Source organism: Thioalkalivibrio sp. AKL8, from assembly GCF_000380525.1.
Classification (GTDB): Bacteria; Pseudomonadota; Gammaproteobacteria; order Ectothiorhodospirales; family Ectothiorhodospiraceae; genus Thioalkalivibrio; species Thioalkalivibrio versutus.
This window is the reverse complement of record NZ_AQYF01000013.1, coordinates 1-17,425: the sequence shown is the minus strand read 5'-3', so window position 1 is coordinate 17,425 and position 17,425 is coordinate 1. Positions and strand designations below refer to the sequence as shown.

The 17,425-nt window shown below is 67.3% G+C and carries 14 protein-coding genes; 8 read left to right on the top strand and 6 right to left on the bottom strand.

Translation table 11 applies throughout. The annotated features are described in order from the left end of the window. Positions 1 to 7 precede the first annotated feature (7 nt). From G335_RS0112850 to G335_RS0112835, 4 genes are read right to left on the bottom strand one after another with little or no spacing between them, the layout of a single operon-like run. The gene (locus tag G335_RS0112850) at positions 8 to 1,231 is read right to left on the bottom strand and encodes an IscS subfamily cysteine desulfurase (protein WP_018145988.1); all 1,224 of its coding nucleotides are present in this window, start codon (positions 1,229 to 1,231) and stop codon (positions 8 to 10) included. Positions 1,232 to 1,237: 6 nt separating this feature from the next. Continuing rightward, on the bottom strand, positions 1,238 to 1,750 hold the full coding sequence (locus G335_RS0112845) for an Rrf2 family transcriptional regulator (RefSeq protein ID WP_018145989.1): 513 nt from the start codon (positions 1,748 to 1,750) through the stop codon (positions 1,238 to 1,240). Between the two features lie 58 nt (positions 1,751 to 1,808). Next, the gene (gene cysE, locus G335_RS0112840; RefSeq protein ID WP_196799420.1) at positions 1,809 to 2,636 is read right to left on the bottom strand and encodes a serine O-acetyltransferase; all 828 of its coding nucleotides are present in this window, start codon (positions 2,634 to 2,636) and stop codon (positions 1,809 to 1,811) included. 57 nt (positions 2,637 to 2,693) lie between these two features. Beyond that, the gene (locus G335_RS0112835) at positions 2,694 to 3,431 is read right to left on the bottom strand and encodes an RNA methyltransferase (protein WP_018176994.1); all 738 of its coding nucleotides are present in this window, start codon (positions 3,429 to 3,431) and stop codon (positions 2,694 to 2,696) included. Between the two features lie 160 nt (positions 3,432 to 3,591). On the opposite strand from G335_RS0112835, the gene G335_RS0112830 reads away from it, so the two are divergent. Beyond that, entirely contained in the window at positions 3,592 to 4,401 is an 810-nt protein-coding gene (locus tag G335_RS0112830; RefSeq protein ID WP_018176993.1) for an inositol monophosphatase family protein, read from the top strand. A gap of 33 nt (positions 4,402 to 4,434) precedes the next feature. On the opposite strand, the gene G335_RS0112825 is transcribed toward G335_RS0112830, so the two are convergent. Next, entirely contained in the window at positions 4,435 to 5,763 is a 1,329-nt protein-coding gene (locus tag G335_RS0112825; RefSeq protein ID WP_018176992.1) for a DUF3422 family protein, read from the bottom strand. A gap of 288 nt (positions 5,764 to 6,051) precedes the next feature. Beyond that, complete coding sequence (locus G335_RS0112815; RefSeq protein WP_018176990.1) at positions 6,052 to 7,941, bottom strand: thioredoxin domain-containing protein; 1,890 nt, start codon at positions 7,939 to 7,941, stop codon at positions 6,052 to 6,054. A 130-nt stretch (positions 7,942 to 8,071) separates the two neighbouring features. Between G335_RS0112815 and G335_RS0112810 the strand changes: the two genes are divergently transcribed. The 7 genes from G335_RS0112810 to G335_RS14525 all read left to right on the top strand — a co-directional run. Beyond that, positions 8,072 to 9,085, top strand: a complete 1,014-nt coding sequence (locus G335_RS0112810) for a MerR family transcriptional regulator (protein WP_018169496.1) — start codon at positions 8,072 to 8,074, stop codon at positions 9,083 to 9,085. Between the two features lie 39 nt (positions 9,086 to 9,124). Continuing rightward, the gene (locus tag G335_RS0112805; RefSeq protein ID WP_018176989.1) at positions 9,125 to 10,678 is read left to right on the top strand and encodes a cryptochrome/photolyase family protein; all 1,554 of its coding nucleotides are present in this window, start codon (positions 9,125 to 9,127) and stop codon (positions 10,676 to 10,678) included. Continuing rightward, positions 10,678 to 12,084, top strand: a complete 1,407-nt coding sequence (locus G335_RS0112800) for a deoxyribodipyrimidine photo-lyase (protein ID WP_018176988.1) — start codon at positions 10,678 to 10,680, stop codon at positions 12,082 to 12,084. Before G335_RS0112805 ends, G335_RS0112800 begins: the two co-directional genes overlap by 1 nt. A 17-nt stretch (positions 12,085 to 12,101) precedes the next feature. After that, positions 12,102 to 12,365: a hypothetical protein gene (locus G335_RS0112795; RefSeq protein WP_018176987.1), complete on the top strand. Its 264-nt coding sequence runs from the start codon at positions 12,102 to 12,104 to the stop codon at positions 12,363 to 12,365. Between the two features lie 174 nt (positions 12,366 to 12,539). Next, entirely contained in the window at positions 12,540 to 13,031 is a 492-nt protein-coding gene (locus G335_RS0112790) for a hypothetical protein (RefSeq protein ID WP_018169493.1), read from the top strand. Between the two features lie 153 nt (positions 13,032 to 13,184). Beyond that, entirely contained in the window at positions 13,185 to 17,060 is a 3,876-nt protein-coding gene (locus G335_RS0112785; RefSeq protein ID WP_018169492.1) for an AAA family ATPase, read from the top strand. Between the two features lie 197 nt (positions 17,061 to 17,257). Further along, a partial coding sequence (locus tag G335_RS14525) for a DUF4124 domain-containing protein (protein ID WP_155986729.1) occupies positions 17,258 to 17,425 on the top strand: 168 nt, incomplete at its 3' end.

Here is a 17,425-nt window from a genome sequence, read left to right as displayed (position 1 = left end):
CGGACCCCTAGTGGGCCGCCCACTCGACGGTGCTCAGATCGACGCCGTCCTGGTACATCTCCCACAGTGGCGAGAGTTCGCGCAGCTTGGCGACCGCGGCGCGCACAATCTTGACCGTGTGGTCGACCTCTTCCACCGTCGTGTAGCGACCGATGGAGAAGCGGATGGAGCTGTGGGCCAGCTCGTCGTTGCGGCCCAGGGCACGCAGGACGTAGGACGGTTCCAGACTCGCCGAGGTACAGGCCGAGCCGGAGGACACGGCGATGTCGCGCAGCGCCATGATCAGGCTCTCGCCCTCGACGAAGTTGAAGGAGACGTTCAGGTTGTGCGCCACGCGCTGTTCCTGATCGCCGTTCAGATAGACCTCTTCCATGCCGTCGAGACCCGTCCACAGACGGTCGCGCAGCATGCGGATGCGCTCCAGCTCGGGGCCCATCTCGGCACCGGCGAGCGCAAAGGCCTCACCCATGCCGACAATCTGGTGCGGTGCCAGCGTGCCGGAGCGCATGCCACGCTCGTGGCCGCCGCCGTGCATTTGCGCCTCGATCCGCACGCGCGGCTTGCGGCGCACGAACAGCGCGCCGATGCCCTTCGGACCGTAGGTCTTGTGCGCAGAGAAGCTCATCAGGTCCACCGGCAGGCTGGACAGGTCGACTGCGACCTTCCCGGTCGACTGGGCCGCGTCCACATGGAACACGATCCCGCGCTCACGGCAAAGGTTGCCGATCGCCTCGATGTCCTGGATGACGCCGATCTCGTTGTTCACGTGCATCACCGAGACCACGATGGTGTCGTCACGCATCGCGTCTTGCAGCTCCTGAAGGTCGATCAGGCCGTTTTCCTTCACACCCAGGTACGTGACCTCGAAGCCCTCGCGCTCCAGCTGACGCGTGGTGTCGAGCACGGCCTTGTGCTCGGTCTTCACGGTGATGATGTGCTTGCCCTTGCGCTGGTAGAAGTGCGCGGCACCCTTGATCGCCAGGTTATCGGCCTCGGTCGCACCGGAGGTCCAGATGATTTCCTTGGGATCGGCGCCCACCAGCTCGGCGACCTGGCCGCGAGCGTTCTCCACCGCCTTCTCCGCGCTCCAGCCAAAGCTGTGGCTGCGCGAGGCGGGATTGCCGAACAGGCCGTCCTTGGTCAGGCAGCCGGCCATCTTTTCGGCCACACGCTCGTCGACCGGCGTGGTCGAGGAATAATCGAGGTAGATCGGCAGTTTCAGGTCACTCATTGCGCGTTAGCTCCTTTCCGCGGCCGCTTTGGCGGTCGCATGGCTTTTTCCGGTCGAGGCTTGCAGAGGGGCGCCGTGCATCACGACCTCCTGCACGCCGTCTTTTTCCATTTGTTCCCGATGGCGCTGCAGTACATCCGCCAGCGAGCGGGTGCTGAGGAAGTCATAGACCTGCTGACTCAGATCGGTCCACAGGTCGTGCGTCAGGCAGCGCGAATCCGAATTGCAGTTGGCCTTGCCGCCGCAGCGGGTGACGTCCACCGGCTCGTCCACCGCCACCACGATATCGGCCACGCTGATCCCCTCCGGTTCACGGCTGAGGGCATAGCCCCCGCCCGGCCCGCGACTGCTGTTCACCAGCCCCTTGCGGCGCAGCCTGGAAAAAAGCTGCTCCAGATAGGACAGCGAAAGCTTCTGCCGCCGCGCCACTTCGGCCAGGGATACCGGCCCGTTGCGGGTGTGCATCGCCACATCGAGCATGGCGGTGACGGCGTACCGGCCTTTGGTCGTCAGTTTCATGGTTGAGTGCACTTGTCAGTCATTTGCCGGCAAGCTTAGCAATACCCGAGCAAAACGATCAAGTATTCCCTTGCTGTTTACGTTCTTGTTGGGTCGCCACGTTCGGCGGAACCTCGCACTCGTCCGGCTCCAGACCTTCCAGATCGCAGGCCTCCAGCGGGCCCGAATCGTCCTCGCCCAGGGCCTCGCCCGGATCGATACCGGCGCGCTTGAGCGCCTGGCAGGCCCGTTCCATGCGCTCGTCCAGGTCGTGTACGCGCTGCACGATGCGGTGGATCGCGTTGGCCACCGGATCTGGCATGTCCCGCGAGAGGCCGTAGGCATCGAAGCCCATGCGGTCCGCCATCTGCTGGAAGCGCGGATCGGGCTCGGGCCGCGGGCCGAGCACCCGGGCGGGAATGCCGACCGCGGTCGCCTCCGCCGGAACATCCTTCAGCACCACTGCGTTGGAGCCAATGCGCGCGTGGTCGCCCACGTGGATCGGGCCCAGCAATTTGGCACCCGCACCGATCACCACCTCGTTGCCGAGCGTCGGGTGGCGCTTGCCGCCTTCCCAGGTGGTGCCGCCCAGGGTCACCTGGTGGTAGATCGTGCAGTCGTCGCCGACCTCGGCGGTCTCGCCGATCACCACCCCCATGCCATGGTCGATAAAGAACCGTCGGCCGAGGGTCGCCCCCGGATGGATCTCGATGCCGGTCACCCAGCGGCTGAAGTTCGCGATCACGCGCCCCAGCCAGCGCATCCGGTGGTTCCACAACCAGTGCGCGAGGCGGTGATACCACAGCGCATGCAGGCCGGGGTATGCGGTCAGCACCTCGAAGGCGTTGCGTGCAGCCGGGTCACGGTCAAACACGCAGCGAATGTCCTCGCGCATCCTGTCAAACATGGGCCGGCCTCAAATCCCGAGTCATCCGCTAGGTTATCACGCCGGTTTCCGGCGCCCTCAGCGGCCCTTTTCCGTGTGCGTCAATATACCGCGCAGCATGCGCACCTCGCTGCCGGTCAGTCCGGCGCGCATATAGAGGTGCCGCAAGCGCCGCATCAGATTGCGCGGATTGTCCGGGTCGAGCACCTCGATGGTCGTCAGGGCCTGCTCGAAATGACGGAACAGACCCTCCATCTCGTCTTGGGTCGCGAGCGGGTCGCGTGCCTCCCCTGCCGCACTCGCCTGCCCGGGATCCATTCCGGTCAGGGCCGCCATGCGGAGCGCGTAGGTCATCACCTGCACGCTGCCGGCCAGGTTCAGGGAGCTGAAATCCGGCACCGTCGGGATCTGCACAAACGCGTTGCAGTAATCCAGCTCGGTGTTGGTCAGACCACTGTGTTCACGTCCAAAAACCAGGGCCACCGGGCCCAGGCCCGCGTTCTCCAGCGCCTGCCCGGCCGCCACGTCCGGGCCCAGCACCGGTACCGAGTGGGTGCGCAGCCGGGCACTGGTACCCACCACCCACACGCAGTCGGAGACCGCGGCGGCCACGTCATCCACCACGCGCGCCCGCGCCAGCACGTCATCCGCCCCGGACGCCAGCGCAGTCGCATCGGCATGCGGAAACCGCTCCGGCGCCACCAGCACCAGATCCGTCACTCCCATGGCCTTCATCGCACGTGCGGCGGACCCAATGTTGCCCGGATGCGTCGTACCCACCAGCACGACGCGCACCCGGTTCAGGCGTTCTTCCATTCGTGGAGTCTCCGTTGCCATGCCCGCATCAAAGCTCGCGGATTGTACACAGGGGGGCTCTCGACTTCCCAAAAAAGAGCGGCTTGTGTATTGTTCGCGGCCTTCCCGCGGCGCGTGCGCGCGTCCGCCGGACACCCCGAAGAACACCAGGAGACACCCCATGCACCCCATGCTGAACACGGCGGTATCGGCGGCCCGCGAGGCCGGACGCATCACCACCCGCGCCTGGGGCCGGCCGGATCGCATGAACACCCGCGAAAAGGCCCGTAACGACTGGGTGTCGGATGTCGACCTGTCCGCCGAACAGGCCATCGTGCACACCCTGCGCCGCGCCTATCCCGACCACTCGATCATGGCCGAGGAAGGCGGCGAGCAAAGCGGCAGCGACGCCGACTTCGTCTGGATCATCGATCCGCTGGACGGCACCACCAACTACCTGCGCGAGATCCCGCAGTACGGCATCTCCATCGCCCTGAAGCACAAGGGCCGGCTGGAGCAGGCGGTGGTCTACGACCCGCTGAAGGAAGAGCTGTTTACCGCCACGCGCGGCGCCGGCGCCTTCCTCAACAGCCGCCGCATCCGCGTCTCCGAACGCAAGGACCTGAACGGCGCGTTGCTGGGCACCGGCATCCCGTTCCGCGAGGGCCAGGACCTGGAGCGCTACCTGAGCAGCCTGCGCCACCTGATCCCGGGCACCGCCGGAATACGCCGCCCCGGCTCGGCCGCACTGGACCTGGCCTGGGTTGCCTGCGGGCGCTTCGACGGCTTCTGGGAGATGGGCCTGCAGCCCTGGGACATGGCCGCGGGCCTGCTCCTCGTACAGGAAGCCGGTGGCGTGGTCAGCGACTGGCAGGGCAACCCGGACGTGATGCGCCGCGGCGACGTCGTCGCCGGCAACCCGAAGGTCCTCAAGGCCATGCTCCAGCGCCTGCACAAGGCCGAAAAGGAAGCCACCTCCCGCACCGACTAATGAAGGCCTCGCGCCCGCCCCGGGCGCCGGGTGTCAGCCCCCGCCGCGCCTGACTTTGCGCTCGATGCGCGTGCGCATCAACCGCAGGGAGAACCACACCCCCGCGACCACGACCGGCACCGCCATCCCGATGGCCATGTTCACCGGTAACTGCAACGCAACGACCTCGTCCAGCCCACGTAACAGGTAGGCCACCAGGCTGGTCAGGTAGTAGCTGATCACCACCACCGAAAGCCCCTCCACTGTCCGCTGCAGGCGCAACTGCAGGTCGGCGCGCCGGTTCATCGAGCTCAGCAGGTCACGGTTCTGCCGTTCCAGCGCCACGTCCACCCGGGTGCGCAACAGCGATCCGGTGCGGTGGATGCGCGTGGACAGCACCTCCAGCCGCTCCGCCTGCGACGCGCAGGTACCCATGGCCGGATCCATGCGCCAGCCCAGGTATTCGCACAGGGTCTGCAGCCCCGGCATGCGCTTGGTTCTCAGTTCCTCAGCGCCCCTGCTCACCAGCGAGGCATAGGCGCGGGATGCGTGGAAACGGCTGCCGGCATAGCTGCTCAGGCGCTCGACGTCGGATGCAAGGTCGGAGAGCACCGCCAGCAACTGCTGCTCGCGGTCCGATGCGGCGAACTGCTCGGTGATCCCTGCCATCTCGTCGTTAATGTCGTTCAGCCGGCCCTCGAGTTCGTCGAGTTCCGGCATCAGCTCGCGCACCAGCGGGAGCGCCAGCAGGGCCAGCAACCGGTAGGTCTCCAGTTCGAACAGGCGCTGGGCGATACGCCCGGCCTCACGCCGGGTGAGATCGACATCGCGCACCAGGAAGCGGGAGAAACCGTCGTCGTGGACCCGAAAATCGGTCCACACCAAGCCATCCCCGCCAGCAACGCCGTTGCCGACGATGGGGTGCGGAGCAAATACGGCTTCCAGCTGCTCGAAGGACCGCTCCGGCATGTCACGCGACTCCAGCGCCAGATGGATCGCAGCGATGGTGCTCCCTGGCAGCTTGCTCAGCCAGTCGGCCGGCACCCGGTTGATCGCCGGGTTGGCGAACGGGTCGCTGAAGGCGTCTCCGGTCACGAAGAATGACCAGGTGGAGAACTCGTTGTGGCGTTCCCAGCGCAAGCGAAACGGCCCCAGATCGCAGGCGACGAAGTTCTTCTGCGGGACCGGCTCGTTCACGCCGAAACGACGGCAGAGCTCCGCTACCAGTTCGCGTTCGCGCTCGGTGGAGTCGCGCGGCGACAAAAGCGCCAGCCACGAGGCAGTCGCAGGGGCGTCCAGCGGTTCGTAGAAACGCGCATGGACTTCATCGTGAATCGACTCCCGCAGGGGGTGACTCGGGGGCAGGGACGGACTCTCTTTCATCGCGGATTCAACCTGAAGACGGCTTCCAGAAGCCCGGGCAGGCCACGCTGACGGAAGTGGATATGGACGGCAAGGACAGCGTGCTGGCCCAGACGCCGCACCGATCAACTTCACTTTAGAGCGCCCGAACCTCGATTGCAGTCACCACGAAGGGCGGACCACGCCTCTCGCCGGGCGAGCCGCCCGCAGCCTGTCGGCCTGCACGACCAGGATGGCCCTGGGGAGCCCAGCGTAGTTCGCGCCCACCTGCGGCGGCAACGCGAACAACCCCGATTCAGACGGCACCCGTTAGTCGCGCTCCTGCAGCCAAAGGATCAGGCGGGCATGCTGCTCCGGGTCGGCATCGATGGCGCGGCCCGGGCGCAGGTCGTAGTCCGCGAAGGCGGCATCCACCGTCTCGCTGTCCTCGGCCCATTCCTCGCTGAGACGGAAGATCAGGGTCGTCGGGGACGGCCGGTGCACCGCCGGGTGGAAACGCTGGGAGATCATCCCCGGCAGCGGCGGCTCCGGCTCCGAACGGAAGCCGTCACCATCGCGGAAGCCCTCCCAGGCCGCCTCCAGCAGTGCCAGGGCCGGGCCATGCTCACCCTCGCCGGTTGCCGCTTCCCAGTCGCGCAGGCCGCGCGCGACGTAGGCGTAATCGTTGAGCGTAGCGGTTCCCGCCTGCTCGGCGGGCAGACCCATCAGCGCCGGCAGCTCCGCCGGGGCGGCGGCGACCTCCAGCAGCCAGGCTTGAACCGCCGCGCCCGCGTCAAGGAAGCGCGCATCGTGCCCCGACGCCTCCGCCAGGGCGGACAGCAGCAGCCCGTGCGCCCCGGTCAGCACCTTCTCGTCACGCGGCAGGCCGCGCGCCTCGCGCGCCTGGATCAGGGCCTCGCGGCCGGACTCCACCTGCTCGCGAACCTCGTCCCCTGCCAGGTCGAAACGCTCCGCAAGCTGCTCGATCCCCGCGCCACTGCGCGGCAGGTAGCCAAGATCAAAGACCGAGCTGCCCTCCATGCCGAACCAGGCACGCACCAACTCCGGATACTCGTGGTCCGCGAGTGCCGCTTCCAGATCTTCTTCCGGCCACAGGTAGGCCCCGCCCTCGCGGCCCTGATCGTCCACGGCCGACAGGCTGGAGGCGAACCCGCGGAAACCGCCCTCCGCAGCCTCCGCCTGCTCACCCGTCTCGTCCTCGCGCAGGGCCATGTCCCGCTTGACGAAATCGAGGTTCTCGAGCCCCAGATCCACCCAGTCCTCGCGGCCGAAATATTCACCGGCACGCAGATAAACCAGTGCGAGCTGTGCCTGATCCTCCAGCATTACCTCGAAGTGAGGCTCGTTCCAGTCCGGTGATTCGGAGTAGCGGAAAAAGCCGCCCCCCAGCACGTCACGCAGACCGGAGTGGGCCATCTCGTCCAGGGTGATCTCGAGGAACTCCGCAACCCAGCCTGGGGCCGTGCCGGCCTGCTCGGCCTCCAGCATCGCGTGCAGGTAGGGCGAATGGGGGAACTTGGTGGAACTACCGAAACCACCCTGAAGGTCGTCGGCCTCGCGCTCCAGGCGGCTCCACAGGACCTGCGGCAGTCGGCCCGCGCGGCCCTCGGAAAGCGGTTCCTCTCCCTTGCGCAGTTGCTGGGTGAGTTCCTCGCTCCCGCGCCGGGCGAGATCCATCAGCCGGTCGTAATCCGACTCCAGGCGCTGGGTGATGCCATCGAGGAACTCGGCGAACTGGTCACGCGGGGCATACACCACGCCCGTCAGGGCATGACCGTCGGGAGTCACCACCACATTGAGCGGCCAACCTGCACTACCGGCCGTTGCACGCTGGAACTCGAGCAGATAGCTGTCCAGCGCCCCATTGACCTCGCGATCCACCTTCACCGGAATGAAGTTCGCGTTCATCCGTTCGGCAATACCGTCGTCCTTGAAGCTCTCCTCCTGCATCACGTGACAGTAGAAGCAGGAGTAGTAGCCACTGGAGATCAACAGCGGGCGTTGTTCTTCCCTGGCCTTTTCCAGCAACGCCGGATCCCAGGCGCGCCACTGAACCGGGTCGTCCACATGCAGACGCAGGTACGGTGACACACTGTCGGCCATCTCCGGATTGGCTTGAACCGCACCGGGCACAGCCAGTGCCACAAGCAGCAACGGGATATACATCCCGATCCAGCGGTTTCCGTTGGTTGCAAACATGCGAGTCTCCAGCAGCATCAAGAAAAGGTTGCTACCCTTTTGGGACGCGCAGGCAGGGAAGGTTCATTCCGTTCTCCGGAATCACGCGGATCGCATCGTGCATCACGCCCCTTGTACATGCGATGTACAAATGTCGTACAATTATTTCATGGCGAGCGCGACGCACATCGAACTTCAAGACGAAGAAGGGTTGTACCCGATCCGCCACGTGTGCGCGGAGACGGGTATCAACGACGTCACCCTGCGAGCCTGGGAGCGCCGCTACGGGCTGATCCGGCCGATGCGCACACCCAAGGGACACAGGCTCTACAGCCTGAGTGACATCGCCCGCATCAAACGGATCATGGAACTGCTCGAACAGGGCATCCCGGTCTCGCAAGTCCATCGCGTGCTGAATGACGAGTCCGCACACAGCACCGCCAGGGCCGAATCACCCGAAGCCGAAGGCACCCGGACCCAGGCCACCGGCGAGCGCGAACGCCGCGCCAGCCCCGGCCCCGGGATCGCCCCCCACACCACGGATCCGATCGCCGAGGCTCTGTATGCCTCGGTGGCCAACCTGGATGCCGACCAGCTGGATCGAATCTACACCCGGCTGGTCATGCGGCACGGCTGGGACGGCGTGCATGAGAGCGCCTTTCCCGAGGTCTATCGCCGCCTGCGCGAGGAATCCCGCCACAGTGCCGAGGGCGAGGTTCGCCTGGCCATCTTCGCCGCCTGGGCCACCGCGGCCTTCGCCGATCAGTTGCGCTCGGCCACACGGGCCTGCGACGAGCCGTCCTACCCCTGCCTGGTGCTGGGCGGCGGCCACCAGCAGGTTGGCGGCATGCTGCTGCAGCTCGCCTGCGCACGTCGCGGCATGAAGACCCTGCCCCTGTTCGATGCCACCAGTCCTGAGGGCCTTGATACGCTGATCCGTCGCCTGCGCGCGCCGGCAATGATCATCCATGGCTCCTCGCAGCTGATGCGCAGCCCCGAGCTTCCGCGGGTGGAGGCGATCCTCAATCAGGCCGGCCCGCCCTGCTATCTCGCCGGCTCGGCCGCCCTCGAGCTGTCGCAGATGGAACACGGTCGCGAGATCGAGGTCCTGCCCGGACCTCCGCTGGAGGCCGCCGCTCGCCTCTCGCGCCACCTGCCCGAATAGCCTCGCTCCACCCGCGCCGGCCCCGTGCCCGATTCCGCCTTGCCCGTGGCCGTGCGCACCCTTCTGGTCGTGCTCGGCGACCAGCTGGCCCCGGACCACCCGGGTCTGCAGGGACTGGACCCGACGCGGGATCGCCTGTGGATGGCCGAAGTGGCCGAAGAATCCCGACATGCCCCGTCGCATATCGCGCGGACCGCGCTGTTCCTGTCGGCGATGCGTCACTTCGCCAAGGAGCGCCGGGATGACGGCTTTTCCGTCCATTATTGCCACCTCGGCGAACGCCCCGAGCAGGCCCTGAACGACGCCCTGCGCGCCGACCTCGAACACCTCCAACCGCAAAACGTGCGCGTATTGCAGCCGGGCGAACACCGCGTGCTGCGCCAGCTTCAGGCCGCCTGCGCCGACCAGGCGATCCCTCTCGAGGTCCTGGACGATCCGCATTTCCTGGTCCCGCTGGACGCTTTTCACCAATGGGCCAAGGGCCGCAAGCAGCTGCGCATGGAGTATTTCTACCGCGAGCAGCGAAAAGCCCTGGGCGTGCTGATGAACGGCGACGAGCCCGCCGGTGGACAATGGAATTTCGACGCCGACAACCGCGGGCATTTCGGGCGTGACGGCCCCGGCCTGCTGCCGCCACCCCTGTCCTTTCCGCCGGACGCGCTCACCCGTGAGTGCCTGGGCGACATCGCCCGGCATCTCCCGGACCTGCCAGGACAGGCCGACGACTTCGACTGGCCAGTCACCGCGCAGCAGGCACAACAGGCGCTGGACGACTTCATCCAGCACCGCCTGCCCGCCTTCGGCACCTATCAGGACGCGATGTGGACTGACCAGCCCTGGCTCTACCACGCCCGCCTGTCCACCGCCCTCAACCTGCACCTGATCCATCCGCGCACGGTGATCGACGCCGCGGAACAGGCCTGGCGCGATGGCCATGCCCCGCTGGCCGCAGTCGAGGGCTTCATCCGCCAGATTCTCGGCTGGCGCGAATACGTGCGCGGGCTGTACTTCCATTTTGGCGAGGCCTGGCACGAGTGGAATGCCCTGGAGGCCGACCAGCCGCTCCCCGCCCTCTACTGGGACGCCAAGACCTCCATGCAGTGCCTGCACCAGGCCGTCGGCCAGACCCTGCAACTGGGCTACGCCCACCACATCCAGCGGCTGATGGTCACCGGCTTGTTCGCCCAGCTGCTTGGCGTGCGCCCTGCCGCGATCCATGCCTGGTACCTGGGCATCTACGTCGATGCCGTGGAATGGGTGGAGCTCCCCAACGTGGTCGGCATGTCGCAGTACGCCGACGATGGGCGCATGGCCTCCAAGCCCTACGTGGCCACCGGGCGCTACATCCAGCGCATGAGCAACTACTGCGCGCACTGCCCGTTCGACCCGGCCGAGGCCCTGGGCGACCAGGCCTGTCCGTTTACCACGCTGTACTGGGACTTCCTCGACCGCCACCGCGACCGCTTCGCCCGCCACCCACGCACCGCGCTGCAATGGAAACACGTCGAAAAGATGGACCCCGAACGCCTGCAGGCCATCCGTGATCGGGCCGACGACATCCGCAAGACCCTCGCCCAGGGAGACCGCATCTGATGCAAAGCCCCGGCCCTACCCTCGTCTGGCTGCGCCGCGACCTGCGCCTGACCGATCAGCCCGCGCTGCATGCCGCCTGCGAACGCGGCGGCCCGGTGATTCCCGTGTTCATCCACGCCCCGGAGGAAGAGGCCCCATGGCAGCCAGGGGCCGCATCCAACTGGTGGCTGCACCACAGCATCAACGCGCTGGACCACGACCTGCGTGCGCAGGGCTCGCGCCTGACCCTGCGAGCTGGTCCCAGCCTCGACACCCTGCGGGCCCTGGTGCGCGAGACCGGCGCCACCGCGGTCTACTGGAACCGGCTGTACGATCCCGCCATCGTTCTGCGCGACCCGGACATCAAGGCCGGGCTGCGCGCCGACGGCATCGAAGTACACAGCTTCAATGCCCACCTGCTGATCGAGCCCTGGGAGGTCGCGACCGGCCAGGGCCGCCCCTACAAGGTCTTCAGCCCGTTCTGGAAGGCCTGCCTGCAACGCGGTATCGACCGCGACCCGCTGCCCGCACCCTCCGAGCTCCCGCGACCCGAGGCCTGGCCCGACTCGCTCAATCCCGAACAGCTGGGGCTCCTGCCCGCGATCGACTGGGCGGGCGGCCTACGCGCCACCTGGACCCCGGGCGAGGCCACGGCCCGTGAGCGCCTGGAAGAATTCCTCGACAACGCCGTGCGCGCCTACGCCGAGGGCCGCGACCGCCCGGATCAGGACGGCACCTCGCGCCTGTCGCCGCATCTGCACTTCGGCGAGATCTCCCCGCGCCAGATCCTGCGCGCCCTGCGCGCGGCCGGCCTGCACCCGGACAGCGGCGGCCCCGAGGCCTTCGTGCGCGAACTCGGCTGGCGCGACTTCGCCCATCACGTGCTCTACCACTTCCCGCATACCCCGGAGCAACCGCTCAACCCACGCTTCGAGACCTTCCCCTGGCGCCAAGCCGATCGCGACCTGCGGGCCTGGCAGCGCGGCGAGACCGGGATTCCGATCATCGACGCCGCGATGCAGCAGTTGTGGGAGACCGGCTGGATGCACAACCGCCTGCGCATGGTGGTCGCGTCCTTCCTGACCAAGAACCTGCGCCTGCACTGGCAGCACGGGGCCCACTGGTTCTGGGACACCTTGGTGGACGCCGATCTCGCCGCCAACACCCTGGGCTGGCAATGGGCCGGCGGCTGCGGTGCCGATGCCGCGCCCTACTTCCGCGTCTTCAACCCGCAAACCCAGGGCGAACGCCACGACCCCGACGGCACCTTCGTGCGCCGCTTCGTCCCCGTGCTCCAGGATGTCGAAACGCGGTATATTCACGCGCCAGGCGCCGGCGGTGCGCGCGGCTATCCGGCCCCGATCGTGGACCTGAAAGCCAGCCGCCAGGCCGCACTCGAGGCCTTCGAGGCCGTAAAAAACCACTGACCCAGACAGGCCCAACCATGACCTTTTCCGAACACAATCTGTACTACCCGAAGAATGTCAGCTACAACTTCAGCCGCTACGACGAGACCACTCCCGTGCGTGTGACCCACGACGGCAAGCGCTTTGTTGGCCAGTTGCTGAACTGCGTGGCCCCCTTCCGCATCCGTGTCACCGAGGAAATCACGGGCCCGGGCGCCTCGCGCTTTACCCCGGTCCGAGAAATCGAGATCCAGAGCCTCGACGGCGTGGAATACCTGCACAAGGGCCACCACGGCCACTGAGCGGCATGTAAAGGCCGGACCGCTTTCCCGATCCGGCCTTCCATCACTCCCCTGACGTTCGTACCCGGAACCCTGCATCGCAGAATCGGGGAAAACACCGATGCATGTCATTCATGCAGTGTTTCCCTGGCCTGCTACCCTTGAGACAGGACATTCGCAAAAGGGACGAACGCCATGCAACGCCTTCTCGCCTCCTTCCTGGTGTGCACCCTGCTGATCCCCGGCCTGGCACTCGCTGACAAGCCCGGCGACCAGCGCGCCATCGCCGGCATGGACACGGGACGCATCCTCTGGGACATCACCATTGCCGAACCGGAACGCCTGATTGCCCGCCTCAGCGTGATCCGCGAGACCTATGACGACATGCAGCGCCAGGGCCTGGAGCCGGAAATGGTCTTCGCCTTCCGTGGCGGAGCGGCCGGCCTGATCGCCCGCTCCACCGATCACCTGGATCTCGAGGACGTCTCCGCGGTGCGCCATATCCATGAGCGCCTGGAGGGCTTGCTGGAACTGGATGGCATTCACATGGAGGCCTGCAACATCGCCACGCGGCGCTTCGAGCTCGAACCAGACGACCTATTGCCCGGCATCCACATGGTCGGCAATACTTTCCTGTCGATTATGGGTTACGAGCATCAGGGCTACGCGACCATACGCATCGACTAACCCCGACCGCGGAATGCCGTTACAATCGAGTCGGGCGGACATTCGGTCGGCCCCGGGACCGCGCCGTAGGCACGGTCACCGGGTCATTTGACCGGGTCACGAATGGCAGCGAAAGACTGCCGAAGAAGACGAGGGGAGGCCTCTTTGGCGCATATGGAAATCACGACCTTCGGGACCGTTGGTGTACGCGTGGAGGACCGTGACATACCCGCACTTTCCGGGACCAAGCTCGGCCTGCTCCTGACCTATGTGGCCGCCGAGAGCCCCCGGCGCATCCCGCGCGAGGAACTGGCCCGCCTGTTCTGGCCGGATCTGGACGCCGACAGTGCCCGGGTCAACCTGCGTCAGGGGCTGTTTCAGCTGCGGCGCCAGCTCCCCGCCGGGGACCCGCCCCTGCTCGACACTACGCCCCGCTATGTGCGTTTCCAGCCACAACCGGGATCGTGCATCGACTTCCTCACCCTGCATCGCGCCCGCGCCGAACGCCGCACCGTCGAGGGCCGCGAGACGACCGCCCCACCTGCCGAGCGTGCCCGCGCCGAGCGACGCACCGCCGAAAGCCGCGCAGCCACCGCCGCACATCCGAACCTGGCGATCGTCTGCGACTACCGCGGGCACTTCCTCGAGGGCCTGCGCGCCCTGCAGGACCTCCCGGAACTGTCCGCCTGGGCCCAGGCCCAGCGCGACCATCACTGGCAAAATCTGCTCGTCTTCATCACCCACAACCTCGTCGCACTGGCCAAGCCCAACGAGGGCGAGCCGCTGCTCGCCGAGCTGCACCGTCTGCTGGCGATGGAGCCACACGACGAGACCCTGCACCACCTCTTGATGAAGGCCCTTGCAGCCAGTGGTCATCCGAAGCGCGCGCTCGATCACTATGCCCATCTCGAGGCCGAGGCCGGCAAGGCGCCCGGCGAACTCCTGGCGCGCACGCGCGAGGAAATCCTCGGCGCCGAACGCGCCGAGGCCAGCAGCCAGCACGTCAACACCGAGGAGGCCGAACCGGCCATCCTGCGCCCCGAACGTCGGCGGGTCACCGTCGTGGCCTGCCATGTCCAGCCCGACGCGGAAGCCGACATCGAGATCCAGCAGCAGCAGGTGAACCGCGCCCTGGAACACGTCGACTTCGTCCTGCTGAGGCATCATGGCCATGTGGTGCCCTCCCCCGGACACGGCCTGCTGGCTTATTTCGGCTACCCGGCCGGTCGCGAAGAGGCCACCGTCGACGCCGTGCACGCCGCCTGGCAAGCGCTGGAGACCGCCCCCGCCGACTGTCAGCTGCGTCTGGCCGTGGATACCGACCTGATCGTCACCGGTGCCGACCCTGACCTGCCCGATCCGACCGGCCAGCTCACCGCCCGCGTCCACGACTGCGCGCAGCACGCCGATCCCGGGACCCTGCGCGTCAGCGCACCGACCTACGCCCGTGTCTCGGGGTACTTCAGCTTCCGCGAGGCAGAGGACGCCACCGGTGCCTACCTCGTCACCGGCGACCCCGGCCCGCTGGACCGGGTGGATGCACAGAGCCTGCGCGACCTGACGCCCCTGACCGGGCGGGGTCAGGAACTGCAACAGCTTCGGGGACACTGGGACCAGGTCCTGGAGAGCGGCGAGGTCCGCTTCGTGCTGGTCCAGGGTGAGGCCGGGCTGGGCAAGAGCCGGCTTGCCCGGGGTCTCGACCAGCAAGTCCGCGGGCAGGCTCGCTCACGCTACCTGCTCAAGTGCCGCGAGGATCGCACCCGGCAGCTCCTGGCGCCCGTACGCCAGGCCTTCGCCACCTGGATGGGACACGATAGCCTGCGCGAGGCCCGCCAGCGCCGCCTCGAAGGCGCCCTCAAGACCGTGGGCACACCCCCCGAACTCGCACCACGCCTCGCCCATTGGCTGACCCACCCGGAAGCCGACGGCCCCGAGAGCCTTGCCCACGAGGGGCTGGACCGCGACCGCATTATCGACACCCTGGTCGAACTGGTCCACCGACGGGCGGCCCATGGTCCGACACTGCTCATCTGCGACGACCTGCACTGGATGGACTCGGGTACATCGGAGTTCCTGCGGCGGCTGTACCAGCGCCTGCATCACCGACCGATCATGGCCATCCTGACGGCGCGCATGAGCTTCCGCTCGTCGTGGCGCGACCTTTCCCTTGAGCACGTCCGCCTGCTTGGCCTGGACGCGGCCGCCGCGCACGATCTGGTGGACCGCCTGGACCCCAACGGACGCTTGGCGAGCGGTCTGCGCGAGCAGCTGATCGAACGCGGCGAAGGCGTCCCCCTGTTTCTCGAGGAACTGACGCGTTACGCCCTCGAGGCCGCCCGCACCGGCCAGCTGCCGGACACCCTGCCGCCAGGGCTCTCCAATCTTCTGGTCGCGCGTCTGGAACAGCTCGGCAGTGCCCGCGAACTGGCCCATTCCGCCGCAGTCATCGGGCGCGACTTCGATACCCGAATCCTCAGCCGCCTGCGCGGCCAGCCCGCCGATACCATCCGCCGCCAGCTGACGCGCCTGACCGGGAAGGGTTTCATCGAACCCGCCGGCATGGTGGATGGTGTGCGCTATCGCTTCCGCCACGTCCTGTTCCGCCAGGCAGCCTACGAATCGATGCTGCTGAGCGACCGCACCCGTCTGCACGGCCAGCTGGCCGACTTGATGCAGGAAGACGGCGAGCATGGGATGCAGACCGCCGACTGGGGCCGCATCGCCAACCACCTTTACCACGCCGGTCGCTATCCGGAAGCCGTAAACGCCTGGCTGCAGGCCGGCGAAGCCGCCTTCGCCCGCGGCATCCTGCCCGAGGCCTCGCACTACTTCGAGGACGCGCTGGACTGCCTGGAGCGCCACCCAGAGGCCCACGCGAGCGGCGATCCGGCGACCCACGAACATGACACCCTGCGCGCCCTGGGCGGCCTGGGGGCCTCCAACCTGGCCCTGCTGGGCTACGGTTCGCGCACGGTCAACGACATCTTCGAACGCGCCATGCGCCTGACCGCCCCGGAACAGGACCCGGTGCAGTACTTCCGCGTCCTCTGGGGCCTGTGGCACGGCGCCGGCTCCTGGCATGGATTCCAGGAGGCCCATCGCCTCGCCGCGGAGATGGAGCAACTGGCCGAGCGCTCCGGCGACCGCCTGCTGCGGATCGCGGCCCATTATGTCCAGGGCAACACCCACTTCTGGACCGGCCGCTTCGGCGAGGCGCTGGAACACCAGACGCGGGCGGTCAAGCTCTATCGCGACGCCGACCACGCAACCCTGGTGGCGCGCCATACTGAAAACCCGGCCATCAGCGCCCGGGGCTTCATGGCCTGGACGTTGCTCCATCTGGGAAATCACGCGCGCGCCTGGACCGAAATGGATGCCGCGTGCAAACAGGCAGACCAGCTCGGCCATCGGCCCACCGAGGCCTTCGTGCATGCCTTCCGCTCGGTACTCGGTTTCTACTCCAGCGATCCGGAATCCGCGCTGCCCGCAGCGCGCCACGCGCTCTCCATCGCCCGCGAGTACGACTACCCACTGTGGCGCGCCGCCGGCATCACCCTCGAGAGTTGGGCCCTGGCCCGGCAGGGCCAAGCCGATGCCTACCAGGCCATCGAACAGCAGGTCGAGGCGATGCGCCACATCATGGATGGCGTCAACACCATCTTCCAGCTCATCCTGCTGGACGCCCTGGAAGCCAGCGACATCGCGCCCGAACAGCGCCTGGCGATGGCCGACGAGGCGCTTGCAGGCTGTCGCAAGCGCGGCGACCTCGCCTTCGAACCGGCCATCCGCCGGTTGCGCGCCGTCGCCCTGCTCGCCAACAGCGACGGGAAAGACGACAACGGCTGGCAGGAACTGGAAAGCGCGCGCCGCATCGCCCACGAACAGGGCAACCCCAACATCGAACGCCAGGCCCTGCTCGATTACGCCCGATTCGCCAGCGACCCCCAGGTGCAATCCTGGGCCGAACGCGAACTCTCGCGTATTAACCACTGCATCATCCCGCGCCCGCACCCCGACGAACCCCGCCAGCGCGATCCCCGCCTCGCCTGACATCAGCCGCCGGGACAAGCGCCCGGCGGCCAAGGCGCTACCGGTGTGATCCCAACACCACAAAAGAAAAGGCCCGAACCTTGCGGTTCGGGCCTTTTCGGGATGTGGCGTCCCCACGGGGGCGCGAGGGGTTGCCGGTTACTCGGGTGGCGCGGGTCGGGCGCGGCGGATAGGCTTGGGGCATCGGAAGGGAGGCGATGATGGTTAAGCACAGTATATGGATTGTTCTGGCGTTTTCGGTGGCGGCGGAGGCGCAGGTGTATCGGTGCGATGGTCCGTCCGGGCCGGTGTTTTCGCAGGCGCCGTGCGCGGCGGATGCGGCGGAAGTGGAGGTGAAGACTTCCCGGCCGGATGCGGAGAATGCG